Annotated in this window: 28 protein-coding genes; 10 read left to right on the top strand and 18 right to left on the bottom strand. The window is 69.4% G+C overall.

The window, feature by feature from the left end; translation table 11 throughout:
• The 3 genes from TSB10GB4_RS10330 to TSB10GB4_RS10320 form a co-directional block, all read right to left on the bottom strand.
• The coding region (locus TSB10GB4_RS10330) for a hypothetical protein (protein WP_186395681.1) at positions 1-399 on the bottom strand (399 nt) is incomplete at its 3' end.
• Between the two features lie 21 nt (positions 400-420).
• The gene (locus TSB10GB4_RS10325) at positions 421-792 is read right to left on the bottom strand and encodes a DUF995 domain-containing protein (RefSeq protein ID WP_186395680.1); all 372 of its coding nucleotides are present in this window, start codon (positions 790-792) and stop codon (positions 421-423) included.
• Positions 793-795: 3 nt separating this feature from the next.
• Positions 796-966 carry a hypothetical protein gene (locus TSB10GB4_RS10320; protein WP_186386114.1) on the bottom strand — a complete coding sequence of 57 codons (171 nt, stop codon included), beginning with the start codon at positions 964-966 and terminating at the stop codon, positions 796-798.
• A 445-nt stretch (positions 967-1411) separates the two neighbouring features.
• Between TSB10GB4_RS10320 and TSB10GB4_RS10315 the strand changes: the two genes are divergently transcribed.
• From TSB10GB4_RS10315 to TSB10GB4_RS10285, 7 genes are all read left to right on the top strand, one after another.
• On the top strand, positions 1412-2164 hold the full coding sequence (locus TSB10GB4_RS10315; protein ID WP_186395679.1) for a hypothetical protein: 753 nt from the start codon (positions 1412-1414) through the stop codon (positions 2162-2164).
• A 336-nt stretch (positions 2165-2500) separates the two neighbouring features.
• Positions 2501-4075, top strand: coding sequence for an ABC transporter substrate-binding protein (locus TSB10GB4_RS10310; RefSeq protein ID WP_186395678.1), 1575 nt, complete (start codon positions 2501-2503; stop codon positions 4073-4075).
• Positions 4076-4085: 10 nt separating this feature from the next.
• Entirely contained in the window at positions 4086-5063 is a 978-nt protein-coding gene (locus tag TSB10GB4_RS10305; RefSeq protein ID WP_186395677.1) for an ABC transporter permease, read from the top strand.
• A 3-nt stretch (positions 5064-5066) separates the two neighbouring features.
• Positions 5067-5933 carry an ABC transporter permease gene (locus TSB10GB4_RS10300; RefSeq protein WP_186395676.1) on the top strand — a complete coding sequence of 289 codons (867 nt, stop codon included), beginning with the start codon at positions 5067-5069 and terminating at the stop codon, positions 5931-5933.
• Positions 5930-7495: an ABC transporter ATP-binding protein gene (locus TSB10GB4_RS10295; RefSeq protein WP_186395675.1), complete on the top strand. Its 1566-nt coding sequence runs from the start codon at positions 5930-5932 to the stop codon at positions 7493-7495. Before TSB10GB4_RS10300 ends, TSB10GB4_RS10295 begins: the two co-directional genes overlap by 4 nt.
• 90 nt (positions 7496-7585) lie before the next feature.
• Positions 7586-8644 (top strand): NAD-dependent epimerase/dehydratase family protein, encoded by a 1059-nt coding sequence (locus TSB10GB4_RS10290; protein ID WP_186395674.1) that lies wholly within the window; start codon positions 7586-7588, stop codon positions 8642-8644.
• Complete coding sequence (locus tag TSB10GB4_RS10285; RefSeq protein WP_186395673.1) at positions 8622-9863, top strand: MalY/PatB family protein; 1242 nt, start codon at positions 8622-8624, stop codon at positions 9861-9863. Before TSB10GB4_RS10290 ends, TSB10GB4_RS10285 begins: the two co-directional genes overlap by 23 nt.
• A 24-nt stretch (positions 9864-9887) precedes the next feature.
• Here the strand turns inward: TSB10GB4_RS10285 and TSB10GB4_RS10280 are convergent, their stop codons facing one another.
• Genes TSB10GB4_RS10280 through TSB10GB4_RS10240 form a run of 9 tightly spaced genes read right to left on the bottom strand, consistent with a single transcriptional unit; the run spans position 9888 to position 16668 of the window.
• Positions 9888-10595, bottom strand: a complete 708-nt coding sequence (locus tag TSB10GB4_RS10280; RefSeq protein WP_186395672.1) for a glutathione S-transferase family protein — start codon at positions 10593-10595, stop codon at positions 9888-9890.
• A gap of 26 nt (positions 10596-10621) precedes the next feature.
• A complete protein-coding gene (locus TSB10GB4_RS10275; protein ID WP_186395671.1) occupies positions 10622-11236 on the bottom strand; it encodes a flavoprotein in 615 nt (204 codons plus the stop codon).
• A complete protein-coding gene (gene gshB / locus TSB10GB4_RS10270; protein ID WP_186395670.1) occupies positions 11233-12222 on the bottom strand; it encodes a glutathione synthase in 990 nt (329 codons plus the stop codon). The genes TSB10GB4_RS10275 and gshB overlap by 4 nt, the downstream gene beginning before the upstream one ends.
• Positions 12219-13043, bottom strand: coding sequence for a glutamine amidotransferase (locus TSB10GB4_RS10265; RefSeq protein ID WP_186395669.1), 825 nt, complete (start codon positions 13041-13043; stop codon positions 12219-12221). The genes gshB and TSB10GB4_RS10265 overlap by 4 nt, the downstream gene beginning before the upstream one ends.
• Positions 13044-13088: 45 nt before the next feature.
• Complete coding sequence (locus tag TSB10GB4_RS10260; RefSeq protein ID WP_208984656.1) at positions 13089-13763, bottom strand: M23 family metallopeptidase; 675 nt, start codon at positions 13761-13763, stop codon at positions 13089-13091.
• Positions 13760-14299 carry a hypothetical protein gene (locus tag TSB10GB4_RS10255; protein ID WP_186395668.1) on the bottom strand — a complete coding sequence of 180 codons (540 nt, stop codon included), beginning with the start codon at positions 14297-14299 and terminating at the stop codon, positions 13760-13762. The genes TSB10GB4_RS10260 and TSB10GB4_RS10255 overlap by 4 nt, the downstream gene beginning before the upstream one ends.
• A gap of 45 nt (positions 14300-14344) precedes the next feature.
• A complete protein-coding gene (locus TSB10GB4_RS10250) occupies positions 14345-15562 on the bottom strand; it encodes an acyl-CoA dehydrogenase family protein (protein ID WP_186395667.1) in 1218 nt (405 codons plus the stop codon).
• A gap of 18 nt (positions 15563-15580) precedes the next feature.
• Positions 15581-15997 (bottom strand): thioesterase family protein, encoded by a 417-nt coding sequence (locus TSB10GB4_RS10245; protein ID WP_186395666.1) that lies wholly within the window; start codon positions 15995-15997, stop codon positions 15581-15583.
• An 11-nt stretch (positions 15998-16008) separates the two neighbouring features.
• Entirely contained in the window at positions 16009-16668 is a 660-nt protein-coding gene (locus tag TSB10GB4_RS10240; RefSeq protein ID WP_186395665.1) for a prephenate dehydratase, read from the bottom strand.
• A gap of 357 nt (positions 16669-17025) precedes the next feature.
• Between TSB10GB4_RS10240 and TSB10GB4_RS10235 the strand changes: the two genes are divergently transcribed.
• Positions 17026-18504, top strand: a complete 1479-nt coding sequence (locus tag TSB10GB4_RS10235) for an SLC13 family permease (RefSeq protein ID WP_186395664.1) — start codon at positions 17026-17028, stop codon at positions 18502-18504.
• Positions 18505-18811: 307 nt separating this feature from the next.
• On the top strand, positions 18812-19675 hold the full coding sequence (locus TSB10GB4_RS10230; protein WP_186395663.1) for a LysR family transcriptional regulator: 864 nt from the start codon (positions 18812-18814) through the stop codon (positions 19673-19675).
• Positions 19676-19798: 123 nt separating this feature from the next.
• Here the strand turns inward: TSB10GB4_RS10230 and TSB10GB4_RS10225 are convergent, their stop codons facing one another.
• The 5 genes from TSB10GB4_RS10225 to TSB10GB4_RS10205 all read right to left on the bottom strand — a co-directional run bounded on the left by TSB10GB4_RS10225 (position 19799) and on the right by TSB10GB4_RS10205 (position 24044).
• On the bottom strand, positions 19799-21079 hold the full coding sequence (locus tag TSB10GB4_RS10225; protein ID WP_186395662.1) for a vanadium-dependent haloperoxidase: 1281 nt from the start codon (positions 21077-21079) through the stop codon (positions 19799-19801).
• A gap of 80 nt (positions 21080-21159) precedes the next feature.
• Positions 21160-22617 carry an MFS transporter gene (locus TSB10GB4_RS10220; protein WP_186395661.1) on the bottom strand — a complete coding sequence of 486 codons (1458 nt, stop codon included), beginning with the start codon at positions 22615-22617 and terminating at the stop codon, positions 21160-21162.
• Between the two features lie 19 nt (positions 22618-22636).
• Entirely contained in the window at positions 22637-22870 is a 234-nt protein-coding gene (locus tag TSB10GB4_RS10215) for a DUF2798 domain-containing protein (RefSeq protein WP_186395660.1), read from the bottom strand.
• Positions 22867-23433 carry a DUF2938 domain-containing protein gene (locus TSB10GB4_RS10210; RefSeq protein ID WP_186395659.1) on the bottom strand — a complete coding sequence of 189 codons (567 nt, stop codon included), beginning with the start codon at positions 23431-23433 and terminating at the stop codon, positions 22867-22869. The genes TSB10GB4_RS10215 and TSB10GB4_RS10210 overlap by 4 nt, the downstream gene beginning before the upstream one ends.
• Positions 23430-24044, bottom strand: coding sequence for a bifunctional 2-polyprenyl-6-hydroxyphenol methylase/3-demethylubiquinol 3-O-methyltransferase UbiG (locus tag TSB10GB4_RS10205; protein ID WP_186395658.1), 615 nt, complete (start codon positions 24042-24044; stop codon positions 23430-23432). The genes TSB10GB4_RS10210 and TSB10GB4_RS10205 overlap by 4 nt, the downstream gene beginning before the upstream one ends.
• A 182-nt stretch (positions 24045-24226) precedes the next feature.
• Here TSB10GB4_RS10205 and TSB10GB4_RS10200 point away from each other — a divergent pair, with 182 nt between their 5' ends.
• Positions 24227-25174 (top strand): LysR family transcriptional regulator, encoded by a 948-nt coding sequence (locus tag TSB10GB4_RS10200; RefSeq protein ID WP_186395657.1) that lies wholly within the window; start codon positions 24227-24229, stop codon positions 25172-25174.
• 20 nt (positions 25175-25194) lie between these two features.
• On the opposite strand, the gene TSB10GB4_RS10195 is transcribed toward TSB10GB4_RS10200, so the two are convergent.
• Complete coding sequence (locus TSB10GB4_RS10195; protein WP_186395656.1) at positions 25195-26412, bottom strand: LysR substrate-binding domain-containing protein; 1218 nt, start codon at positions 26410-26412, stop codon at positions 25195-25197.
• Positions 26413-26450: the final 38 nt, after the last annotated feature.

Here is a 26450-nt window from a genome sequence, read left to right as displayed (position 1 = left end):
GGGTAGCGCTTGGTCTTCTTGGCGATCTTGGCCATCCGGCCACGACTCTGCTCTGTCCACATTCAGAGCTTGAATCACAAAGCGCCTCAACGAAAAACCCCTGTCCGCGATTTTCCAAACGGCCTCTAAGACATCTCCCAGATGCCCCAGCGGCTCGAATGTATCTTCCTTGACTTCAATAGACGCGTTGAACCGGCTCTTGTACAGCGGTTCAATGTTGCTTCCGAAGTTTTGCGTTGCTTTGACCTTGAAGTCTCTAACGTCCCACACCGGCGGAATATCGAACGTGAATGCGTTTCTTATCTGCCTCTCACTTGGCTCGGCGGCGAACGCGGATCCGCTGACGAGCGCCGCGAAGATCGCCGCAACGACGGGAACCGCCAGGAAGACGTTTTTCATTGCTCTCCCCTTGAACGTGGATCAACGAAGAGAGGCAGGCCAGTACCGGCGCTCGCGGTCGTGCCAGTACCGATATCCATTGCCGTCGCGGTAGAAGGTGTAGCAAGTCCGCACGCTCGAATGGCTGTTGGTCGCGCACAGGACGCCGTTGTCGTTCATCTGCCAGGTGCCCTGGGCGGTCATCCGGCTGTCGGCATAGCGATAGGTGCCGTCTCTGGAGAACAGGAAGGTGCCCTGGCCTTGGCTCCATTCGCGGCCGATGAAGGCTCTGCGCACCTGTTCGGCGGTGAGGCGGTTGCCATTATCGGCCGCCGCGGTCTGACAGGCCATCAGGCTCAGCGCGAAAAGCACGGCGAAGACCACGCCGAAGCGTGACAGTCTCGGGAACATCATCGCTTACCTCGGCAGCGCGGCTTTGATGCGGTCGAGGATCTTCAGCGACTCCCGCATGGCACCCGCGTCATTCTGCCGATGGGCGCGGTCGTGCAGGACGCGGCCCTCTTCCAGTTGCCGCGTCAGCTCGGCCTTGCGCTTGGCGGCCAGTGAAGCGGCGGCAAGCTGCTGCAAGACCGCGGGGTATTCTGCCGTACCCCGGCAGGCGAGTGCGCTGGACGTCCCCGCCGCCGTGACGAGAAGGCCACCCAGGAGAAGAGCGGCAGACCGTAGAAAAGATCTGTGTCGGCTGGTCATGGAGGTTCCCGGTTTCCGTATGGATTGTCCAAGCCGCCCACCCTCAACCTGTAAGCAGGCGCCCAGCAACAGCCCGTGTGACGGGCTGCCCGACCATGCTCTTAGGGAGGACTGCATTCGGCGTCATCTACCAACTTGGAAGGCTTGGAAAAATCGGAAGACAAGGAAGTTAAACGATAATTATCAACGTGTTGACCGGTTTCAGCGTGCTGGCTAAAAAGGACGGGCGAAGGTCAGGCCTGGGGGCTGCATGGGGCGCAGACTTGAGAGCATTGAAGAATGGCACAGGCTATTCGATGCCTTGTGCATGGAGCGGGGGCACGTGGACAACGGCGGCCTCGCCAGCGACTACTGTGCCCTCACCAGGAAGAGGACGGACGGGGCCCACGAAACGGCGCTCAAGAGCCTGAACAACTGGCGTCAGGGTGTCCATGTTCCCAATCGCCGCAATTTCCGGCTTCTGACCCTGTTGCTCCAGATCGAGGACGGCGACGATATCCTGCCGCATTGGCATCGGCTTTACGAAGAGGCTCAACGGCGCAAGCCCTCCAATGAGCAGGGTAACGACAAGAACGGCGACGCCACGGACTTGCAGGAGCTTGCGCCGCGGATCACCGTCGGCGCGTCCCGTCGCTCGCGCCGCTGGCCGATTGCCGCTGTAATCGCCGTTGCGATTGTCTTGGTGGGCGGCATGGGGATCGGATTGATCGGTTGGCAGAAGCCGGAGCCTCAAGTCGTCGTGCGGAAGAAGCCGGAAGCCGGCGAGCCGGTCATCGACATGACCGGTGAGCGCATTTACTGGCGCGAGCTTTCCGAGGTGAGAGTTGGCGAGTCGGTCGTGATCCATGCTAAGCGCGGACGTTGCGGCGAACAGCCACCATCTTGGGAAGAGACGTTCGAGTACCTTCCGGAACTCGCTACGGGCATTTGGTCGGACGGAGGCGTCGGGTTCCGGATCAGCCGATCCTGTGGCGGCGCGACGCCGGCACGGGCGGTCGTGTTCACCGCCACGCGGCCCGGCGAGGAGCGGTTCATGCTCTACGAGGACCAGATCACGATCCGCGTGGACGAGTAGGGGGCTGTCGCCGAAGTCAGCGGAAGTCAGCCGAATCCGGCTCTCGGGCCGGATCGTTCCGGAGCGGCAGGCCATGCCCTCGGTTTTTGCGAGGGCTGTCCTCATCTCATCCGACTGGTCCCCTCGGGTTCGAGGCGCTAATCAAAACCAGCTTTCGGGCGCAGTCCCGGCCGGCATGCAGACCTGCTGCGCGCCGCCGCCCGCTGCCCAGCCAGTCGATCCCTCGCGATCATCGCCAGCCAGACCGAAGCGACAGATTCCTGCGCGCGACCCGGCCTCCCGCCGCGGTTCCGACGCGCCTGCGCCCGCCCACGGGCGCGACGGGGGCCATTCGCGATGTTCAAACCACTCGCCGGTATTCTTCTGACACTTGCCGCAAGCCTTGCCCTGCCAGCGGGGCCGGCGGCGCTGCGGGCCGAGCCGGAGGCGCCGCTCGTCATCGCCGATCCACGCGGCGATCGCGGCCTGCTCGCGCCCTTCGCCCATCGGCGCGACGGCATGGGCTATATCTACACCGGGTTCCTCTTCGACACGCTGGTGGAGAAGGACGAGACCGGCGCCTTCGTGCCCGGCCTTGCGCTGCACTGGCAGGCCAGCGGCGACGGGCTCGTCTACGACATCGATCTCGACCCCTCGGCGCGCTGGCAGGACGGACATCCGCTCACCGCGCAGGACGTCGCCTTCACGGTGGACTATCTGCGCCGGCACCGGCACGGCTTCGTCTCCGTCGAGGCGATCGGCGAGGCGGTGGCGCTGGACGATGCCCGGCTCCGCCTGACGCTCACGCGCCCGGATGCCGGCTTTGTCGGCGAGGTGCTCGCCGGCATGCCGGTCCTGCCCGCCCATGTCTATCGCGACATCGAGGATCCGCAGCGGTTCGCCAGCCTGGAGGCGGCGGCCGGCAGCGGACCGTACCGGCTGGCGGCTTTCGACAAGGCGCAGGGGCGCTACCGGCTGGAGGCGGTTGCCGGCCACCGGGCGGGGCCGCCGCGCTTCAGCACGGTCGTCATCACCAGGCTCGCGCCCGAGGCGGCGGCGCTGGCGCTGATCCGCGGCGAGGCGGATATCGTGCCGAACCTGATGCCGGCGAAAGCGGCGGAGGTCGCGGCGGCCGGCAAGCTGGTGATCGAAACCTCGAGCGGGCATCCGGTGCGCCTGCTGTTCAACCACCGCAATCCGGTTCTGGTCCCGCTCGCGGTGCGGCGCGCGCTGGCTCACGCGCTCGACCGGCAGGCGCTCGCCGACATCGCCTATCAGGGCCATGCGCAGGTCGCCGAGGCCGGCTATTTCCAGAAAGGGTCGCGCTGGCTTCGCGATGGCGGGCTGCCTGGCTACGCGTTCGATCCGCAGCAGGCCGAGCGTCTCCTGACGGAGGCCGGCTGGACGCGCGATGCGGCTGGCAATTGGCAGACGGAGGGCGCGCCCGACACGTTGCGGCTCGTGGTCGGCGAGGACATGCGCCGACTGGCGGTGACGCTGGCCGACCAGTTCGCGAGGTTCGGGCTGAAGGTCGCCCTCTCGGTGCTGGAGCAAGGCGCCCTGCAGGACCGCCTGGCCTCCGATGAGTTCGACCTCGCCCTTGCGTCGACCAGCACGCTCGGCGATCCCAACGGGATCGGCCGGCGGATCGTCGGTGACGACTGGCGCCACGACCGCTTTCCCGGTGATCAGGACTTGCGCGACCTGCTCCGGCGCCAGTCGGAGGCGCTCGATGCGGACGAGCGGCAGCGCATCCTGTGGCAGTTCGAGGATCTCTATCTCGCCCAGCTTCCCTCCTTGATGCTGGTCGATCCCGTGTGGATGACGGGGCACTCGCCGCGCGTTGTGCCGGTGATGCCGGCCGATGGCGTCGCCATCGGCATTCCGAGCCCGCTGCACAGGTCGCTGTTCTACCGTCCCGGCGCGCGCTAGGGAGGCCGAGGTGGCGGCAGGCTTCCCGTCTCGTGCCGGCCGAATGGTCCTCGACCGGGCCCTCGCCCTGCTGCTGGTCGTTGCCCTCGGCTTCCTGCTGCCGCGCTTCATGCCGGGCGATCCGGTCGAGTTGCAGCGGGCCTCGGACCTCGATCTCGGCCTTGCGGCTGCGCAGCGCGAGACGCTGCGGCAGGAGATGGGCCTTGGTGGATCTCTCGGCGAGCAGTTTCTGGCCTATTGTGCCGCGCTGCTGTCCGGCGACCTCGGATTTTCGGTGGCCCATGCCGCGCCGGTGTCGCAGGTCGTGGCGGGTGCCCTTGCGTGGACGAGCCTGCTCGTGCTGCTCGCGTTTCCCATCTATCTTCTGATCGGGCCCTTGCTCGGCATCGAGTCGGGCCTTGCCCCGGAGCGACCGCTCGGCCGAGGCCTTCTCGTCGGCCTGTCGGCGCTGGGCAGCGTGCCGCCCTACGCTGTCTCGATCCTGCTGCTGTGGCTTCTTGCGGTCGCGGTCCCGTTGTTTCCGCTGGGCGGGGCGGAGGCGCTGCTTCCCCCCGCCGATCCCCTCGTCAGGATTGCCGGGGTGCTGCATCATGCGGCCTTGCCGGCGCTGGCGCTTGCCACCCACGAGATCGTCCGCTTTTTCTTTCTGAGCCGCGGCGCGACTCTTGCTCTGTCGCTGCGGTCCTTCGTGATCAACGCGCGGGCGCGGGGCATCGCCGGCTGGCGGCTGCGCGTCACCTATCTCGCCCGCAGCCTGGCGCCGGTGCTGGCAGGACGTCTCGGCGACACGCTGGCCGGCCAGTTCTCCGTCGTCCTGTTCGTGGAGATCGTGTTCTCCTATCCCGGCATCGGCCTGGTGATCCATGAGGCGATCCGCGCCCGCGACCTTGCGCTTCTGCAGGGAGCGGTGATCTGTCTCGCCGCAGCGATCCTGGTGCTGAACGCGCTGCTCGACGGACTGGCCGGCCGGCTGGCGCGCAGGGGCTGAGCCATGGTCTGCAGCGTTCCGGCCCCTGGCCGCCAGCGAAATTCGCCGAAGCGCGGCCCGGCCGGCCGCCGACCGGCGCTTCGCCGCCTGTTGGGCCGGGGCCTTGGTCTCGCCATCGCGGTCGTTCTGCTGGTGTCCGGCATCGGCCTGCCGCCGCCGGCGACAGGGCCCGATATCCTCATGGCGCCCGGCTTCGCCCATCTGCTTGGCACCAACGACATCGGCCAGGACGTGCTGGCCGGCCTGCTGGCGGCAACGCCGAACTCGATCGCCATCGCGTTCCTGGCTGCGGCGGCGACGCTGGCGCTCGCGATCCTCGGCGGTCTTGCCGCAGCGTGCGGCGGCCGGATCGTCCAGGCGCTGGTGTTGCGTCTGGTCGACATCCTGCAGATCCTGCCCTCGATCCTGATCCTGCTGGTGGTGGCCGCCTCGCTCGAGCCGGGCCTCGTCACCCTGGTGCTGCTGCTCGCCCTGACCAACTGGCACGACGACGTGCGGGTGGTGCGCGCCCTGATCCTGCGCGAACTCACCCGCGAGAGCCTGCAGCAGGCACGGCTGGTCGGGTATGGCTGGTCCTACCTGTCGGCGCGGCACCTGTTGCCGCCGATCGCCCCGGAACTGCGGGCGCTGGCGCTTGAGAGTGTCCGGCGGGCGGCGCTCAAGACCGCCGGACTGGGCTTTCTGGGACTTGTCGATCCGCAACTGCCGACCTGGGGCGGGATGATGCAGGACGCCCTTGGCCACCTCACCACGCCGGCCTGGGCCTGGCTGATGCTGCCTCCGGCGGTGACGCTGGCCCTGTTCCTGCTGACGATACAGCGCCTCTCCGGCGACCCGTCGGGCCGCACCGCCGCCGAGGCAGAAGCATGATCGAGGTAACCGACCTGTCGCTCGCCATCGGCGGACGCCTGCTGCTCGACCGCATCGACCTGCGGGTCTCGCCCGGCGAGACCTATGCCCTGCTCGGGCCGTCCGGCTGCGGCAAGAGCAGTCTCGCCCGGCTGCTCACCGGGCTTCTGCCGGGCCGGCCCGCCGCGCGCGAAACGCTTGCCGTCCGGCCGGCCGCCGGGGCGCGCTGGGCCGGCTCGGCCCGCGTCTGCGACACGGACATGCTCGCCGCCGGACCCCGCCGCCTGCGCCGCCTCTACGGGCGCGCCATCGGCCTTGTGGTGCAGGGGCTCGGCGATGCGCTCAATCCGCATCTGTCGGTTGCCGGCCACGTTGCCGAAATGCTCGCGGTGCATGGCAGCGATGGGCGGAGCGTGCGCGAGATCTGCCTGGACTACGATCTTCCCGAGGTGCTTCACGACCGATATCCAGCCCATCTCAGCGGTGGTGAAATCCAGCGCGTGCTGCTCGCCCTCGCGCTCATCCCGCGGCCGCGGGTGCTGATCCTCGACGAGCCGACGGCCTCGCTCGACCCCGCCAGCCGCGACCGCGCGCTGCGCAGCCTCGCCAGGCGGGCGGAGGAGCGGGCGCAGATCCTCATCACCCATGATCGCGATCTCGCTGCCCGCTTCGCCGCACGCGCCGGCTGGCTCGAGAACGGTCGGTTGCAGCCGGGCCTGCCCGCTCGGCGTCCTCCGGCAACGGTGCTGCGGGACGTGGCCGGATTCGCCCCATGCCGGGCAGGCGCGACCGCGCGGCTGCGGCTGCAGGCGGTCAGCCACGCGGTTGGCAACCGCTGCCTGTTCGACGAGGTGTCGATCACCATCGCGTCCGGCGGCTGCGCCACGGTGTGCGGTCCGAGCGGCAGCGGTAAGTCGACGCTGGCGCGGCTGGCTGCCGGGCTGATCGCGCCGCAGCAGGGCGAGGTTACGGTCCTGAAAGGGGAAGAGGGCAGCGGCAAGGGCCGGCATCTCACACTGCCTCGCGCGGCCTGCGCCCTGGTCAGCCAGCATCCGCACCGCGCGATGGCGCCGCATTTCACGGTGCGCGAGGTGCTCGCCGAGGTGCTACAGGCCCCGGAGCGGCGGCCGGCGCGGGTCTGGCCCTGGCCGAGCCGCGCCGCGCGCGCGGCGACGGACGATCGCATCGCGCGGCTTTTGTCGCAGGTCGGACTGCCGGTGGCGGCCGATTTCCTTGGCCGCCGGGTCGCCGTGCTGTCCGGCGGCGAGGCGCAGCGCCTGGCGATCGCCCGCGCGCTGGCGCGCGCGCCGGCGTTTCTCGTGGCCGACGAACCGACCGCGGCGCTCGATGCGGACACCCGGGACCAGATCGTGCGGCTGCTCGCGGATCTGGTGCGCCGGGGCGCGGGCTTGCTGCTCGTCACCCATGATCCGGCCGTCGCGGCGACGCTCGGCGGCGCGCGGCACACGCTTGCCGGGGGTGTGCTGATGCGACTGCCTGACGGGGAGCGCCGGGGCCCGGCGCCGGCGTCGCGCCCTGGAGCCGGAGCCGGGGTCGCGAGCGGGCGTGCGGAGCACGGATGAGATGCACGCAACGCCTCTGGTCCGACGGGTCCGGAGCGGCACACTGGACCACGCGCGGAGCCGATGCCTTCGCCCCTTGCGGGAGCCGAGATGACGAAACGCCCTCCCTTGCGTCTGTGCGTTGCCGGCGGAACCGGCTTCGTCGGCGCCCATGTGGTGCGCGCCGCGCTGGCACGCGGCGACGAGGTGGCCGCCACCTGGCACGCGGCGGAGGAGCCTTCCCGCCTCTACGCCCTTCCCGGCGCGGCGCAGCGGCTGCGGCTGCATCCGGCCGACACGGCGGACCCGGCGTCCTTCGATCCGGCGTTGCGCGGGGCGGATGCCCTGTGCATCGCCTGTTTCCCGACGCGGCGACAGGCGGCGGACGGAACCCGGGAGGCCCAGCTCGATCCGCAGCGCGGCGCTGCCGAACTCGTGCAGCCGCTCGAACAGGCCTGCCTCGGCCTGATGGCGGCGGCGGACCGTCATGGGATCCGCCGCGTCGTACTGTGCTCCAGCACGGCCAGCGCCGACCCGCAGGACCCGGCTGTCGTCCGGAACGAGATCGACCACGTGTCCGATCTTGCGGCGCAGCTTGCCGCCCGCCGCTTCGGAGCGGCGCAGAAGACGGCGATGGAGCAGGCCGCCCAGCGTTTCGCGCAAGCGGCCGGGATCCGGCTGTCGATCCTGCTGGCGAGCATGGTGGTCGGGCCGCCGCTGCTGCCCGCGCACGCCGAGGGTCATGTCCTCGCGATGCTGCGCGATCTCGCCGCCGGCCGGCTCGGCTGGCATCGGCAGGTCCCGGCGGGCTCCATGTCGCTCACCGATCCGGACGCCCTGGCGCGGATGGTGCTGGCAGCTCTCGATCAGCCGCAGGCGAGCGGCCGCTATTTCGCGATCACCGAGAGCCGGACCTGGCAGGACCTCTATGGGATCATGGCCCGGCATGTGCCGGCCTCCGCGCTGCCCGCGCCCGCCGCAGGACCTCCAGAGCCGCCGACCCGGTTCGACTTCACCCGCCGCGAGTCGCTCGGCGTTGCCATGCCGCCCGTCGAGGAGATGGTCGCCCGCACCTTCGCGGCGCTCGCTCCGGGGCGGTCTGCGGAGGCGCTGCCATCTTCCCTGTCCACCGATCAAGGTGACCGCCATGCACCCGACAGCACCGCGTGAGGACGCGCAGCCCAGCCCGCTCTTCGCCCCGCTCGGCGACGCGCTTCTGCCCGCCGAAAGCCGGCTCTCGCCGGCCGCGCTGCGCCAGCGCAGGTCGATGAAATGGGCCACCCATGGCGCCGATGTGCTGCCGGCCTTCGTCGCCGAGATGGATCTTGCGCCGCCGCTTTGCGTGCAAGAGGCGATTGCCGACGTCGCCGCCCGTGGGGACTACGGCTACCCGCCGCATCTTGCGACCGGCGCGCCGCACCCGCTGGCGCTTGCCCATGCCGCCCGGATGGCGGCGCTTTACGGGTTCGAGCCCGAGCCGGACCTTGGGGTGCCTATCGCCGACCTGGTGCAGGCGCTCTATCTCTGTGTCGCCGCCTTCACCGATCCCGGCGACTGCGTGCTGATCCAGGAGCCGATCTACCCGCCGATCCGGGCAGCCGTCCTCGACCAGGGGCGCCAGGTCGCGACGCTGCCGATGCGCGCCGACGGCCAGGGTCCGGCGCTCTCGGCGGCCGAGCTCGACGCCCGCCTGCCGAACCGCACGCGCCTCCTGCTCCTGTGCAACCCGCACAATCCGACCGGCCATGTCGCGACGCGCCCGCAGCTCGATGCGCTCGCCAGCCTGTGCCTTTCGCGCGACATGGTCGTCGTCAGCGACGAGATCCATGCCGACCTGGTGTTCGACGGACGCGCGCATGTCCCTCTCGCCGCGCTGGGCGCGGAGATCGGCGCGTGCACCGTCACGCTCGTCTCCGGGACGAAGGCGTTCAACATTCCGGCGCTTTCGGCCGGGCTGATGCAGTTCGGCTCGGGCGGGCTGAAGCAGCGGTTCGCGGCGCGGATCCCGCTCAAGGGGCTCGGCCTGGCAAATGCCTTTGGTGTGGCGGCAACGCTTGCCGGCTGGGCGCGGGGCGATGAATGGCTCGACCGCCTGCGGACCTACCTGCAGGCGGCACGCGACCATGTGCAGCGACGCCTCGCCGCCGAGGTGCCCGGCATCGGCTTCGCCGCCCCGCAGGCGACCTATATGGCTTGGCTGGATCTCTCGGCGCTGGACCTGCCCGGACCGGCCGCCTCCGTGCTGCTCGAGCGGGGCCGGATCGCGCTCAGTGCGGGCGAGCGCTTCCTGCCGGGCGGAACGGCTTTCGCGCGGTTCAACTTCGCGGCGGCGCCGGAGCTTCTCGATCCGCTGGTCGATGCCCTCGTTGCCGCCTGCCGGACCCGGTGAGACCGGGCCGCGAGGCAGCCGGCCTCATGCCGCGGTGACGGCCTTGGCTTCCGGCACTGACCGGCCGACCGCGCCGTGCAGGTCGAGACACCGCTCGAACCAGTCATGCACGGGGTCGCCCGGCGACAGCACGGGCTCGGGGGTGCAGACACGGGCCCACTGGAACACGCCGAACAGGATGTAGTCGGCAAAGAGCGGCCTCTCGCCGCCGAACCAGGGCTGCAGGGCCAGCACCGCCCGCAACGGGGCGAGCCGGGCCGGCAGGTCGGCGAGAGCGGCATGGCGGGTCTCGAACAGGGCCTCAAGCGTCTTGCCGAACCGCTTCTCCCGCGCGGCGCGGAAATAGGCCTGGTCCGCGGGGGACATCATCGCGTGCATGTCGAGCATCGCCGCGGCGGAGATCGGCGGGTGCAGCAACTCCTTGCTGAACGCCTCGACGAAACGGGCCATGGCGATGCCGCCGGCGCCGCCGAACAGGCTCGGCCGGTCGGCATAGCGCTGCTCCAGGTAGAGGGCGATGGCGAAGCTGTCACCCTCGAGGTGGCCGCGGTCGTTGAGGACCGGAACGCTGCGGAAGGAGCCGTCCTCGATCCCGGCGATGCCATCGAAGCTCACCGCCCGCAGCTCGAACTCGAGCCCCTTGTGCAGCAGGGCGAGGATGATCTTCCACACATGCGGCGAATAGTGCCGGCGGGTGTCGGCTCCGGTGAGGCTGTAGAGGAGTGTCTGCATGGCAGGGGTCCCGTTCGGCAGGCCGGTCAGCGCAGCAGGGCGGCGCGCGGCGTCCCGGTCGTGACCTGCGCGAGCAGGCCACGCACCACCGCCACCACGTCATCGGGGTCGGGCAGGGAGAAATGGCCGTGCATCTTGTCCATCAGCGGGTCGAAGTGCTCGCGCCAGACGGGCTCGATCACCGCGTAGCCGTCCTCGCGCATCCGTGCCACGTTGCGCCGCACCGCCGGCTTTTCCCACATCGGGCCGCCCATGACGGGAAAGAACGCGACCGGGAAGGTTGCCGCGAGAATGACGGTCGTCAGCCGGTTTAGCGAACTGCCGTTTGCGACGGCGGAGAGCGTATTGGCCGTTGCCGGCAGGACGATCAGCAGGTCGTGATCGAGGACGATCCGGCCGGGCTTGTCGGTCGGCCAATCCTTCGGATCGTCGCCGCAGATCAGCCGGTCGACGAAAAGCGCCGTGCTCGCCGGGTTGATGAACTTCGTCGCGGTCGGCGTCAGCAGCGCGGTGATGCTGCAGGCCATCGCCTCGCGGATCGCGCGCAGGTAACCGGGCAGCAGCGTCGAGTCGAGCGAGCCGGACACCCCGACAAGGAGACGCGGCGCGGGCTGGAGCGGGGAATTCGGCGACTGTGTCATGCGGGCACCCTTTCCGGTTGGGAGAACGAAGGAGATGGCATCTGCCCGGCCCGCTTGGCCTCGACCACGTCCCAGAGCTTGGCGGCGATGTCGGGTCCGCCGAGGCGGGCGACGGCGCGGATGCCGGTCGGGGCGGTGACGTTGATCTCCGTCAGGTAGCCGCCGATGACGTCGATGCCGACGAGGATCAGGCCCTTCTCGCGCAGCGCCGGACCGAGACGGGCGCAGATCTCGCGCTCGCGCGGGGTGAGGTCGGCCTCGCGCGCCGCGCCGCCGCGCACCATGTTGGAGCGCAGGTCCCCCTCCTGCGGCACCCGGTTGACCGCGCCGGCGAACTCGCCGTCGACCAGCAGGATGCGCTTGTCGCCCTTGGAGACCTCGGGCAGGAAGCGCTGGACCACCCAGGGCTCGCGGAAGGTGACGGCGAAGAAGTCGTAGAGCGAGCCGTAGTTGAGATCGTCCGAGGTGATGCGGAACACCGCCGCCCCGCCATGGCCGAACAGCGGCTTCATGACGATGTCGCCATGCTCGGCGCGGAAGGCGTCGATGGCGGCGCGGTCGCGGGTGATCAGCGTTTCCGGCATCAGGTCGGGGAACTCGGTGACGAAGAGCTTTTCCGGCGCGTTGCGCACCGAGGCCGGGTCGTTCACCACCAGCGTCTTGGGGTGGATCTTCTCCAGCATGTGGGTCGCCGCGACATAGGCCATGTCGAAGGGCGGGTCCTGGCGCATCAGGATCACGTCCATCTCGGCAAGGTCGGTCAGTTTCCGCTCGCCGAGGGTGAAGTGGTTGCCCGGCTCGTCGCGCACGGTGACCGGCTCCAGCGCGGCGGTGACCGTGTCGCCGGTCATCGCCAGCCGGTCCGGCGTGTAGTGATAGAGCGCGTGGCCGCGCGCCTGTGCCTCCAGCATCATCGCGAAGGCGCTGTCGCCGGCGATGTTGATCGAGGAGATATGGTCCATCTGGACCGCGACCTGGAGCGTCATGACCGCCTCCCGCGCGCGGGTGCGAAACCGGGTCGCCTCGCCATGGCCTCCGCGCGGGCAGGCGCCGGATCGCCGGTGAAGACGAGGCCGAGAAACCGGTCGAACCAGTCGACAAAGGGCGGATCGTGGACGAAGCGGCCGGCGATATGCGCCCGGCCCGGCTGGGCGTCGGGCAGATCGAACCAGCGCGCGCCCTTGACCGCCCAGCGATGCATCATTGCCAGCGTCAGTTCCGGGTGGAATTGCAGGCCCCAGGCGTTCTCTCCATGCCGGAAGGCCTGGTTCGGGTAGATCTTTCCTTCGGCCAGGCGAAGCGATCCGCTCGGCAGGTCGCATCCCTCGCGGTGGAAATGATAGACGTGTCGCGGCCAGTCCGGCAGCAGGGCCTCGCCCTCCTGGGTGGGGGCGATCGGATACCAGCCGATCTCGACCCGCCCGTCCTCGCGGCCCGCGACCGTGCCGCCGAGCTGCTTCACCAGCATCTGCGCGCCGAGGCAGATGCCGAGATAGGGCCGGTTCTCGGCCAGCGGCACCGCGAGCCAGTCGATCTCCCGGCGCACGAACGGGTCCTGGTCGTTGGCGCTCATCGGACCGCCGAACACGATCGCTCCGGCATGCCCGTCGAGCGTATCCGGCAGCGAATCGCCGAGCGGCGGCCGGCGGATATCGAGGCGAAAGCCCCGCGCCGCGAGAAGCGGGCCGGTCCGCCCCGCGGTCGAGCGCTCCTGGTGTAGGACGACAAGCACCGGCCTGTCGTCCGCCGGGTCGCCAGCAGCGACCGCCCTGGGGCGGCGCGGCCGCGCGTCGGATGTCTGCCTCATGTTCGATCCTGTCCGCTTGCGGGGGCCATCAGCGCCAGGCCTGCGCTACTGCTCCAGCCGCCCGTAGGCGCGCACCAGGCTCGAATAGGGCGGGACGAACACGATCCGCGTGGCGTCGCCGATCCGCACCGTGTCCTTTACATCGAAATGCAGATGGACCGGGAGCCAAGTCAGCCAGTCGTTCGAGACCTTGCCGATGCGGTCACCCGCCTTCACCGTGTCGAGTTCGGCCACCGCCAGCTCGTCCATCGCCAGATGGACATAGCGGAACAGCGTGCCGTCCCGGCTTTGCAGCGTGATGCTGAAGCGGCCGACATGCGCGATCACGCCATCGGCCGCCGCAACCGCCCAATGGGTGTTGTCCTCGCAGGTCTTCGGACGCAGGTCCTGGCCGAAATGGCCTCCCGAGACGCACAGGGCGATATCGGAGCGGCGGAGCTCGCAGAAATTGTCGCGCCAGGGATAGGAATAGTTGACGGCGTCGCATTCCTCGCCGCCGCCGCCGCGCGCCCCGCCGGGGCCGAAGGTCGGGGAGTTGGCATAGGCGGGGCCTTCCTCCAGCGGGAAGCGCAGGTCCGGGTAGAGGATCGCGGTGACCGCGATGCCCTCGCCCGAGCCCGGCAGCAGATCGCCCGGCGGTAGGAAACGGTCGTCGGCACGCGCGGCGCCGGCCGCAAGCAGGAGGCCAAGGATCAGCAGCGGGATGGGACGGGACATCATTTTTCGGAGCCTCCGGCAGGAACGAGCGCCGCGGCGGCCCCGGACAGGAAGGCCGGCTCGATGCAGCGCGGATCGGTGAGCGGTTCGTCGCAGGTCAGGCGCAGCACATAGGATGCCCCGTGGCGGACGAGACTGTAGTCGGCGCCGTCGCCGATGGACTCGTAGCCCTGCACGTCATGGTGAAGGGTGAGCGCCCCGCTCGCCTCGACGGCCGAGCGCCAGCCCAGGACGCTGAGCTGCGCGCCCTCGAGCCGGTACGCCGCCGCATAGGCCTGTGTCTGGTGGACGAAGCGCGGCATGCCCCATTCCTCCACCGGCAGCAGCAGGACGGGAAGGCGGACGCCGTCCGCTCCCGCTGCCTGGGCGAACGCGTCGGCGGTGGCGCGGGCCTGCGACGAGGCGGCGGCCTCTGCCTGCGCGGAGGGCCAGTCGATGGCGACCTCGGTCCGCGACAGGACCTCGTTCGCCGCGGCGGGTAGGGAAAGGGCGGGGCCGGCAAGCGCCAGCAGCGCGGCGAGCAGTCGGTGCGGGGTCATTTCGGTCTCCTGGAGGATACAGGCGGGGACGGGCGCCCGCCGGCGTCAGTCGCCGGCGGCGGCGAGGGGGGGCGGTGCGGCGCGCAGCAGAGGGGGAACCGCGGTGCGGGCGGCGGGCACTTCGGCGCGCCGGTGCAGCCGGGTCATCTGGTTCACGATGTTGCGGCGATGCATCTCGTCGGTTCCGCCGACGCTGCAAAAGGCGAGGGCGTCGCGCAGGAAGTCGGACACCTCGCCCGCCTGATATCCCTTGCTGCCATAGAGCCGCAGCAGGTGGAGCGCGCCGGCGACAGCGCTGTCGGCGCCGAGGATCTTGGCGACCGAGCACAGCATCACCGCCTCGTCCTCCCCGCGCAGCAGCCGGTCGAGCGCGGCATAGGACGTCCAGCGCGCGGCCTCCATGCCGATGCGGATGTCGACAAGGCGTCGCTGCACGTGCTGGTGATCGAGGATCGGCACGCCGAAGGTCTCGCGGTCCGTGGCATAGTCGACGGCGCGCGCGAGCATCGGCTCCAGGCACCACGCGGCAACCAGGCCATAGTAGATCCGCCCGAGCGAGACGATGTCGATCAGGTTGCGCAGCCCCCGGCCGGCCTCGCCGAGGAGGTGGCCGTAGTCGAGCCGGACATCGTCGAAGGTGATCCAACTCGTCGGCAGATCGTGATTGCCGAGCTTGGCGTCCGGCGCCCCGACGCGGATGCCGGGCAGGTCCGCATCGATCAGAACGAGGCTGATGCCCTCTCGTTCCTCGCCGGCCAGCTTGCACACCACCAGCATGAACCCGCATTCCGGCGCATGGGCGATGTTGTACTTGGCGCCGTCGAGACGGAAGGTCTCGTTCGCCTGCGGGGTGAGCAGGGTCGACGTCGAGCGGACATCGGTTCCCGTGTCCGGGTCGGCAATGCCGGTCGCGCCCAACTCACCGGCAAGCAGGCGCGGGAAGAACCGCGCCCGCTGGGCGCTGGTGCCGTGGCGCTCAAGGGCGCGGACGAGCCCGGCCTGGGCGATGACCGACAGCAGCAGTCCGGGCGCCCGGCCGCTGGCGGCGAGCCCTTCCAGGGCCGCCGTGAAAGCCCACCAGCCGGCGCCGTCGCCGCCATGTTCCTTCGGCACGATCAGGCGCCACAGGCCGGCCTCGCCCAACAGGTGCCAGGTCTCGGTGTCGAACGCGCCGGGTCGCGGCCGGTCGAGGGTGCTGCGGGCGCCGATGTCGTGAAACAGCGCCCGCGTGGCGCGCTGCTCCGGGGTCCATTGCAGGTGCATGGCGGTCTCCGCTCGGGCTTAGACGGTCTTCTGGAAGTCGAGCACGCCGCGCCGGAAGGCCTCCGGGATCGGGTAGGTCTGCTGGCGCTCGTAGTCGAACATCACGTGGACCGACTCCCCGCGCGCGACCACCTCGGCATCCGCGTCGTTGAGATGCATGACATGCTCCATCTCGAAGCTCTTGGTGCCGAACTTCTTGATGTGACTGAGCACGATCAGCCGGTCGCCATATCTTGCCTGCGAGACGTAGTCGCAGGAGGTCTTGACCATGATATGCGGAAGCTTCTTGTCCTTGGGGATGCCCAGCAAGCTGTGCATGTATTCCAGATAGGCGGACTGGATGTATTCGTAATAGACGGGACTGCTGACATGGCCCATGGAATCGGTATCGCGATAGCGGATCGCCATCTCCGTCTGGAAGTACTGCTTCGTCATCTTCACCTCCGTTACAGGGGATGGATCGCGGCGGGTGCGGTCGCAACGTCCGACGCCGCCGCGGCAAAGGACGCGAACGGACGGACGCTGCGCGGTCCGTGGATCGTGAAAGCCATCGGGATGCAGCCGTAGTTGTGCAGGACCGAGAGGCCGTGGACGCGGGCGGCGCAGAGCGTCGTCACGCAGCCGTCGGCCTGTCCGCTGACGCAGTCCTGCGCGGCCAGAACGTTGCTCGCCACGTAGCGGCGCTCGATGCTCGGGGGCAGCAGGTGCTCGGGTGCGGGATGGGTGGCGCAGACCTTGGGCAAGGCGCCGCTGGAGGAGGCCAGCACCATCTCGTCGGTGTCCATGATGAAGGCTTCGAGGATCTGCAGCCGCTCGATCCGGCTGTAGATCAGCGTGTGAAGCTGCGGATAGGCCGCCACACCGACGAGAACGGCGTCGTTCCGGCCGAGCACGGCGTCGGCGGCCGCCTCCAGCGTCGGATGCAGCTCGACCCAGGCATTCGGGCAGCGGTTGGTGCGCCACAGAAGGGCCGCGCGCTCGCAATTGGTTCCCGCCGGTCCGAGCGTGTGCAGGGACCGCACCCAGGCACAGTCCGATGTGGTGCGCGCCGGGGTCTCGACGGCGGGGTCGGTTGGCCGTTCCGGCCTGTACAAGGGATCGCCCATGGTCACTCCGTCATGGCGGGAACCCCTTCCCCAGGGCATCGCCCCGGCGCCTGTGTCGTCCCTGTCGGGGACTGGGCGCGGGGAACGGGATCCTCTACCTTCGTGATATGCGTGCAAAAAAATCCCTCTAAGGTTGTGAAACAAGTAAACATCAGAGCGAGATCGGCGATCAAATCGTTATTCGTGAAGTCAGACCTCGGGCCCGGCGAGCTCGTGATAAATCATGATGGAAATCACAACGGTGGCAGCCCTCGGCCTTTTCGAGGGCAGACCACGGCACGAACGAATGGATTGGCTGGCGTGCTTTCAGGCAAGTGTCGACATCGGGCGAGGTTGGCCCGGCCGGAGGCGCACTGCATGGGGAACGTCGAAGGAGCAGGAGCAACCGGACGGGCGCTGGAGCTTGCGCGCCGGCTCGGAGGGACCGGTGCGACCCGTCGCGTGGGAGCCGGTCTCGCAGCCGCCGGCCTCGTCGGGCTCGCCCTTTTCGGCCTGCTGCCGGCGCCGATGGCGCTCGTGGCGTGCCTCGCCGTTGCGGCCATGGCGGCGTGGGCGACCAATCTCGTGCCGCCGCACTGGCCGGCGCTTGCCGTGTTCACGCTGGCCGCCACGCTGATTCCGGGCTCGGCGCCGGTGGTCTTTTCCGGCTTCCAGTCCTCGACCTACTGGCTGCTGTTTGCCGGCTTCGTGCTCGGCAGCGCGATCCGCCATGTCGGGCTTGGCGCACGCATCGCGCAGCCGCTTGCGCGATGCCTTGCCGGCAGCTATCGGCGATCGGCCTACGGGATTGCCGGGGCCTGTCTCCTGCTCGGCTTCGTCATGCCCTCGGGCATGGGGCGGATCGTATTGATGCTGCCGATCGTCATGGCAGTCGCGGAGGATCTCGGTTACCCGCAAGGATCGGACGGCTGGATCGGACTGGTCGCGATCGCCGCCTTCTCGTGCTTCCTGCCGGCCTTTGCCATTCTGCCGTCGAATGCGCCGAACATGATCCTCGCCGGCCTCGCCGAGACCGTCTATGGCCATCGGATCGGCTACTTCCGGTACCTCTGGATGCATTTTCCGGTGCTTGGTCTCCTCAAGACCGTCGTGCTGGTCGAACTGTCGCTGCGCCTCTTCCCGGTCGCGGCGCCTGTGCCTGCGCCGGCCTCGGCGCGCCGGAGCGCCGACACCCCGGCGGGCCCCTGGACCCTCGCGCAGACCGCGCTGGCGCTGCTGCTGGCCCTGTGCCTCGTCCTGTGGATGACCGACGCGCTGCACGGCATCGCCGCCGGCTGGGTCGGGCTTGCCGCCGCGCTCGTCTGCCTGTTTCCACCCGCCCGCCTGACCCCGGCGGACTGTGTCGCGCGCGAGGTTCAGCACGGGACGCTGCTGTTCGTTGCCGGGGTCATGGGCCTCGGCGCCCTCATTTCCGCAAGCGGATTGGGGGCGACGCTGGTCGATGGGCTTGCCCAAGCAACGGGCCTCGCTGCGCCGCCCGACGCCGGCGACAGGCAGCACCCCGGCCCGGTCGGCACGCTGGCAATCCTTGCCATGATGTCCACGGCCGCCGCCGTTCTCGCCAATCTGGCCGGAGTGCCGGCGATCCTCACGCCGCTTGCAGGCGAAACCGCCCGGCTCACGGGTCTGGAGCTCGACCTTGTGTTGATGACCCAGGTGCCCGGCTTCTCGAATGTCCTGCTGCCCTACCAGGCGCCGCCGCTGATCTATGCGATCCAGGTGGCCGGCCTGCCGTTCGGCCGGATGACGCGCCTGTGCCTGCTGCTGTTCGCGGCAAGCCTCGTCTTCCTGCTGCCGCTCGAACTGCTTTGGTGGCGACTGATCGGCGCTGTCTGAGCGGTTCGCATGTGGCTTGTGCGATGCACAATATTTCAGTGTGCGCTTGCGAGTAATGCAATCTCTGGTATAGTCACCCCGTCGGACAGGTCCGACTGACCGGCGTCCCCACCAAGACGTGCCCTCTCCGTGGTTGGACCACGGCTGAGGTGCCCCAGGCCGGAACGCCGCCCGCAAGCGCTGTTGGCGGTCCCGTCCGCGACGGGGCCGTGCGAGTTTCCCAGCCAGTGGGCGCCAAGCGCCTGAGCAAGACTGTGCCGCGCCGACGGCGCCCTCTCCTGTGTTCAATAGGGGCGTGAAGCACGTTATGGAGTTCCATCAACTGAAGACATTCGTCGCCGTGGCCCGGGAAGGCAGCATCACCCGTGCCTCCGAGCGGCTCCATCTCAGCCAGCCGGCGGTCAGCGCCCATATCAAGTCGATCGAAGACCGCTACGACCTCTCGCTGTTCGAGCGGACATCGCGAGGAATGACGCTGACCGGCGACGGCCTGCGCCTTCTCGCCAAGGCGGAAAGGGCGTTGGAGGCGCATGGCGAGGTCCTGTCCGAGGCGAGCCGGCTTCGCGGCACGTTGACCGGCCGCATCCGCATCGGGGTGGGCAGCAACGCGTGCAATCCGTTGCTTGAGACCCTGCTGATCCGCCTTGCCGACAGCTATCCGGATGTGGAGATCCGCACCCAGCATGCCTCCGGTCGCGAGACGGTTGCCGCCTTGCGCGGCGGCGCGATCGACGCCTGCTTCTTCAACAGCATCGACGATCCGGAACCGGACATCTCGGCAATCGACGTCGACCAGTTCAGCATCTTCCTCGCCGCCGCGCCCGGAACCGTACCCTGCACGCAGCCGCTCGACTGGGCGCGTGTCGCCGACCTGCCCTGGATCTATCCCCAATGCAGCAGTTGCTGCGGCCGGGCGACGGACACCCTGTTCCTGCGCCATCGGTTTCGCCCCAAGCGGGTGATCAGCGTCGACCGGGAAGGGATCACGCGCTCCCTCATCGTCGGCGGCATCGGCATCGGCCTGCTGCATGCGGAAACGGCACGCGAGGCGGAAGCCCGCGGCGAGGTCGAATTGCTGCATGAACTGTCGCAGCCCGTGCGGGTGTTCTTCGCCCATCTGGCGAGCCGCGACAACGACCCGATCCTCGCCCTGTTGCGGGGCTTGCTCTAACGTCCTCCCGCTTCGGGCGGAAGGCGGAGGGCGGAAGGCGGAAGGCGGGCACCGGGCGGACCCTTGTCCGCCCGGTGCCCGTTGCAGTCCGTCGCGGGGCGTGTCGCCGCAGAGCCGGCTCCCTTACGGCCGGGCGAGGCACCCGCTCGCGGAAAGGTCGGTGACCGGTGCCGCCTCGGCGCGCGGGGCGAGGGCCGCGACAACCGTTGCCGCCACCTGGGCGCCAAGCGCGCTGCCCGCCACGTTCGACCAGCGGAAATGAGCCCCGCCATAGATGCGCGACTGCGCCTCTTCCTCGGCAAAGGCCCGCAGGCTCGTATAGTCGCCTGTCAGCCCGCGGTCGCCGGCAAAGGTGAAGTGCACCGGTCCGGTTCCGAACACCGCCTCCAGCGCCCCTTGCGCCGCCGAGCCGTTCGCGCAGTGCTGGCAGGGATACTCCGGGTGGCGCGGCGTCTCCAGCACCGGTGCCCAACTCGTGTCCGGGGCGATGTCGGGCCGGCCGAATCCGGCGCCGCCCTCGTGGATGACGGTGATCGGCCGCCAGAAGTTGTAGCGGTACTTGGCCGTCATGCCGGATATCAGCGTGTCCGACATGGCCAGGGTGAGCAGCGCGAGCGCACGGGCCTCCTCGACCACGGGCAGATCGCAGCGGGAGAGCAGACCCTCGCCGATCTGGATCCATGCGGCGGCGCCGGAGCCGGCGTGAAGTCGGGCGATCATCACCTTTTCCGGATCGGTCTGGCTTTCGAGGCCGCCACTCTCACGGACTTCCGCGAGGTCGCGCTGGAACTGGGCGCTGTCGAGCGACGGCGGCGGCGGGAGCAGGGCGTCCGGTGCGGCGAGCACATAGGGACGCATGGCGGAGATGTTGGGCAGCACCATCGGCTTGTCGGAGGTCCGCCGATAGACGCCCGGAGCCTGCGGCGGCTCGGTATAGTCGCCGCCGAAGTCGGCGCCGTCCGCCGCGCGGGCCGCCAGCACCGCCTCCGCCGCGCGCTCGCCGAGTGCAAGGCTCGCCGACAGATCGCCGGAGCCCGCATGGCGGGCCAGCAGATCGTCGCGCCGGGCGGCCAGGGCCTGCACCTGGTCGGGCAGGAAGACGCTCAGGACGCGGAACGCCGCCTCGGACGCGGCCGCCGCCTCCGAACCGCCGGCAAGCGGCTCGCCGGTCAGCGCATAGGCGGAAAAGCGGCCGGCCACGCCATTGGCCGCATCGAACAGGGCAATGTTGAGGATCGTCAGTCCGCGCAACTGTTCGTGGGGCGACCAGTTGCTCTCGCGCATCGCCGTGCGGGCGATGTCCTGCCAGTCGAGCGCCACGCCGGCGTCCGCCGGATCGGTGGTTGCAAGGGCCGCCGCGAAGGCGGCGGGCAAAAGGCCAGTCAGGATTGCCGTGGATCGCATCAAGGGTCCTCCGATGGGAATGTCGCAACCCTAGGAGGAAATAAATCTCAGATGTAGAGCCCTGGATGTGATAGCGATCCTCAGGTTCGCCGAGGGCCGGCCGCCGCCGCGGGCGGATGATCGGCGCCCGCCGCGCCCGTGTCCGGCGCCCGCGTCGCGGCGATCAGCGCCATGGCGGCGAGGCTCGCAGCCATGGCAAAGGTCGCCTGCATCGCGCTGGCGATCTGGTCCGGGCCGGCGGCCTGGAGCGTGTCGACGCCGGTCGCCAGCGCAAAGATCGTCCCCATCACCGAGGCCCCGGTGACGAGGCCGAGATTGCGCGACAGGTTGAGCATCGCCGAGGTGACGCCGAGCGTGTCGGCCGGCGCGTCTTGCAGCACGGCGGTGTTGTTCGCCGCCTGGAACAGCGCGTAGCCCGAGGTCATCACGGCAAGCGGCAGCACATAGGCGGCAATGCCGAGGCTCGCCGGCAGCAGGGACAGCAGGAGCGCGCCGGCGCAGAGCGCGACGAGGCCGGCGACGCTCGTTGTTTGCGCCCCGACCCGATCAACGAGGCGTCCCGAGGGAACTCCGGCAATCGCGGCCACCGCCGGGCCGACGGACATGGCCAGGCCGATCGCGGTCGGGCCGAGCCCGAGCCCCCCGGCCAGATAGAACGGGCCGACAACGAGGGTGGCCATCATGATCGTCGAGACCAGCACGTTCATCACCAGCCCGCTTGCAAGTCGCCCCCTCGCAAGGAGGCCGATGCGGATGAGCGGGGCGGCAACCCGGCTCTCGACGGCGAGGAAGACGGCCGCGCCGGCAAGGGCTATGCCGAACAGGGCGGGCGAGACTGCTCCGCGGGTGCTCGTCATCGACAGCGCATAGGCGGCAAGGGTTGCGCCGAGCAGAAACGTGCCGGCAAGATCGAAGCGCGGCCGGCCGGCCGCAGCGTCCCGGGGCGGATCGGCGGGCAGCGCGACGGCGGTGAGCGCGACCGCACCAAGCCCGAGCGGTACCATGACCAGGAACACCGCGGGCCAGCCGGCCGCCTCGATCAGTGCCCCTCCGAACGAGGGGCCGAGCGCCGTGCCGACGGCTGACAGGCTGCCGAGCAGGCCCATCGCACCGCCCGTCCGCTCGCGAGGCACGACCTGTCCGACCATGGCCATGGCGAGCGCCATCATGGCGGCGGAGCCGGCGCCCTGCAGCGCCCGGGCGGCGATCAGGACCGGCAGCGACGGGGCCAACGCACACAGCAGCGAGGACGCCGAAAACAGTGTCAACCCGGCAAGAAGCAACCGGCGGCGCCCGAACAGGTCGCCGAGCCGGCCGATGCTGACGATCAGCGTGGTAACGGCCAGCAGATAGGCGATCACCACCCATTGCACCTGCGCGAAAGGAGCATCGAAGGCCTCCGCCAGCATCGGCAGGGCCACGTTGGCGATGCTGACGCCGATGGCGGAGAGCAGGGCCGACAGGCCAAGTGCCGCTACGGCAAAGCGCGGCGCGCGGATAGAACCTGTTTCGGAGAGGGTGGTACGGCCTTCGCTCACGATATCGTCCTCCTGCAGGTCATGCCCGCTGCGGGGGAAACAGTCGGTTGACGGCCCGCCGCGCCAGCGGGGCAACCACCAGCACGACCGGGAAGGCGACAACCCACGACGACAGCCAGCCGCCAAGCCAGATCGGCACGAAACCGTCGTCAAGACCGATGGCACGGGCTGTGGCGATGCCGGAGACGATGAGCGACATCATCCCGGACAAGAGAAAACCGAAAGCGATCGGTGCAAGGTGGTGCTGGGTCATGAGGCGCGATCTTCGTGTGTTGAGGGCGATGTCGGAGTGATGGGAGCGGTCGCGGCGGCCAAGCCCCAATGGCTGCGGGCCTGGCAGACGAGCCAGCCGGCGGCGAACAGGCCGAGGCCGAAAACGGCGTGTCCGGACAGGCTGCGCATGCGGCCGGCGAAGGGATCGGGTGTCAGGCTCGCGGCAATGCCCGAGCCCATGGCCGGCTGCATCAGCAGGAACGGCGCGGCCACGGACGCCACGCCGAAGGCGAGGGCCGGCAGCAGGGTCGGCCGGGCCAGCCATCCCCGACCGGCGAGGACGATAAACAGCACGCCGAAGACAGCCCCGACCAGATAGTGGGCGCTCCAGCCGATCGCCACCTCGCCGGCGACGGGCGCGCTGGTGCGGATCGAATCATGGAGGAACTGCCCCTCGCTCATATGGCCGATCCAGCGACCGACCGGCGCCATGCTCGCCGGCCGCATGCCGAACAGGGTCGATCCGATCAGCGTCCACAGATCAAGGACGGCGGTCGCGGCAAGGCCGAGTCCGGCCGCGGCGACGACATCCCGGGCATTCATGCCGCCGCTTCCGCGCTCGTGGCGCGCCGCGCGCGCACCACGCAATCGATCGCGGTGCCCCCGTGCGCGTGACGCTCGACCGTTCCGGCGGTCTCGATCAGGAGCCCGCCGTCCAGTGCGGCCGTGACATCATCGGCGGAGTAGAGCACGGCCGGGTCACGCGGGCCGCCGGAGCCATGCGTCAGGTTGCTCGTGTCGTGGCCGACGAGCAGCAGCGTGCCGCCGGGCGCGGTCGCTGTGGCCGCCCGTTGCAGGATCGGGCCGAGCTCGAATTGCGGGATCTGCAGATAGGCGATCAGGACGAGATCATAGGCACCCGAGTGCGGCTCGAACTGGCGCAGGTCCGCGCTCTCGAACCGCACGTGCTCGCCGACGCCGTGGTGGGCTGCAGCCGCTTCGGCCTTGGCCAGTGCGACGTCCGAGAAGTCGACCGCGTGTACTTTCCAGCCGCGCCCGGCGAGCCAGAGGGCATTGCGCCCTTCGCCGGCGGCGAGATCGAGCGCACGACCTGGAAGAAGCCCGGCAGCCTCGCCCGCGACCCAGGCGTTCGGCTCCAGCGTCCAGATGAACTCGCTCGTGTCATAGCGTCTGTTCCAGTCCTCGCGTTCCATGCCGCGCGCCTCCGTGGTCTTGCTCAGCGGCGCCAGCCGCTATGGCTCGCCGGATCGGGGCTGGCCTTCGCGGCCGGCTTCCGTCATCAATAGAGCGCAGCGATGACTGGCGGAACGCGCAAGGATCTCAGGTCATCAGTGCATCTGACGCCATGTTCTCGCAGAGCTTGCGGAGCGACGCCGTGTTCCGTCCGGACCTGAACCTGCTTGTGACGCTTGACGTCCTCCTGTCGGAGGGCAGCGTCGCGGCCGCGGCGAAGCGGCTGCGGCTCAGCCCCTCGGCGATGAGCCGGCAGCTCGCACGGCTGCGCGAGGTCACGGGGGATCCGCTTCTGGTGCGCGCTGGGCGCGGCCTGGTTCCGACACCGCGGGCGATCGAGCTCGCACCACTTGCGGCCACCCTGGTGCGCGATGCCGAGGAGATGCTGCGCCCCGCGCAGCGCCTCGACCTCGCCGGGCTGGTCCGGCGGTTCACCTTGCGCGTGACGGACGGGTTCCTGGAGAATTTCGGACCGGCCCTGATCGCGCGCGTCGAGGCGCAGGCGCCCGGCGTCCGGTTGCGCTTCGTGCAGAAGACGGACCGGGACAGCGCCCCTTTGCGCGACGGCTCCGTGGATCTGGAGACCGGCGTCGTCGGGCGTCACCATGGCCCCGAACTCATGACCCAGGCGCTGTTTCGCGACCGCTTCGTCGCGGTGGTGCGCCCGGGCCATCCTCTCGCGGACGGTATTGTGACACCGGAGCGCTATGCTGCGGCCCGTCATGTTCTGGTCTCGCGCAAGGGCGTGGAGCGCACCCATGTGGACGAGGTGCTCGCGACACTCGGCCTGACGCGGGCGATCGCGACGGTGGTGGGGAGCTTCTCGGCGGCGCTCGCCCTTGCTGGCGCGACCGACCTTGTCGCCACCGTGCCGGAGCGCCACACCGGCTCCCTGCGCGATCGGTTGATCACTTTCGCTGTTCCCGTCGCTCTGCCGGAGATCACCGTTTCGCTGCTTTGGCATCCGCGTCACGATGCCGATCTCGCCCACCGCTGGCTGCGTGGCTGCGTGCGGGAAATATGCTCCAGCGGCGCGGCCCCGGAGGCAGACCCCGCCCCCGAGGCGCCGGTTGGGGTGTCCCCGGCGTAGACCGCCTCTCGCCAGAATTCTCAGGCCATGACCTGGCTCTCTTGCCGGCAGGAGGCCTTGAGGAAGGTCAGGAATGCCTTCTGGACCGGCCCCGGCTGCCAATCGGCTCTCGTGGTCACGCCGATCGACCGGCTGGTCTCGGGCAGCGGGAACGGAACCACCTTCAGCAGGTTCAAGCGCTCGTCGATCACGATCTGGCGCAGCGACAGCAATGTCAGCCGGTCGCTCTCGGCAAGGATGCCGCGCGTGGCCACCAGCGAGCTGGTTTCGATATTCGCGCGGGGACGGCAAGGCGTGTCGGCAAACAGCATGTCGAAGGCGCGCCGTACGGGCGTCCCCGCGCGGGGTATCACCCAGTCGTATTGCGAGAGCATCTCCCGGGTGACGTGCGGCGCGTTCAGCAATGGATGGCCGGCACGGGCGATGATCGCATAAGGGTCGGAAAAGAGGGGTTCTTCGACGACGTCCGTCGCCGGTGGCGGCTGGCGGAGGGCACCGAGAAGGAAATCCACGGTGCCATGACGAAGGTCGTTGAGGACGGTCTCATAGGGGCCGTCGATGACTTCCACCTTCGCTTCCGGGTGCTGTTTCAACAGGCTGTTGATCGCCCGCGGGAGAATGAGCGTGCGCGACAGCGGCAGGGATGCGACGGCAACGCGCCCGGCAACCTGTCCCTTGAGCGCATCGATCTCCTCCGCAGCGAGGTCCAGTTCACGCAAGGCGACACGAAGCCGGCGCGCGAGTTCCTGCCCGACGCGGTTTGCGCTCACTCCCCATGACGAGCGCACGAAGAGCCGCCTGCCGACAATCTTCTCCAGATCGCGCGCCGAGCGATTGAGGGACGGTTCGGCGATCTGCAGCCGGCGCGCGGCGACGCTGAACGATCCGGCTTCGGCAACCGCAATGAACGCCCGCATCTGGGGATAGGTGAGACGGTTCAGGACCGCGGCGGCAACCTCCGGGTTGCGCCCTCCGGCAGCGCCCATGCCCTGCGAGATTGCCGTTACGCTTTGCCGGAAGAAGCGGGTCACCCGGGCTTCGAGCGCTGTCCCCGCATCCGTCGCATAGGTCCCGTTCGCCCGCCTCGTCAGCAGCGACGCGTCGAAGTGCTTCTCCAACTGCTTCATCGCCTGGGTGACGGCAGGCTGGGTGAGGCTGACCGCCTGGGCGGCGAGATTGATGCTGTTGTGCCTGAACACGGCCTCGAAGGCGCGCAGGTGGCGCAAATTCGGGATCACCCTCGTTCTCCAGCGTTTTCTCGCAACCGCACTTCGCA

This window comes from Stappia sp. TSB10GB4, assembly GCF_900185745.1.
Classification (GTDB): Bacteria; Pseudomonadota; Alphaproteobacteria; order Rhizobiales; family Stappiaceae; genus Stappia.
This window is presented reverse-complemented; position numbering and strand designations above follow the sequence as displayed.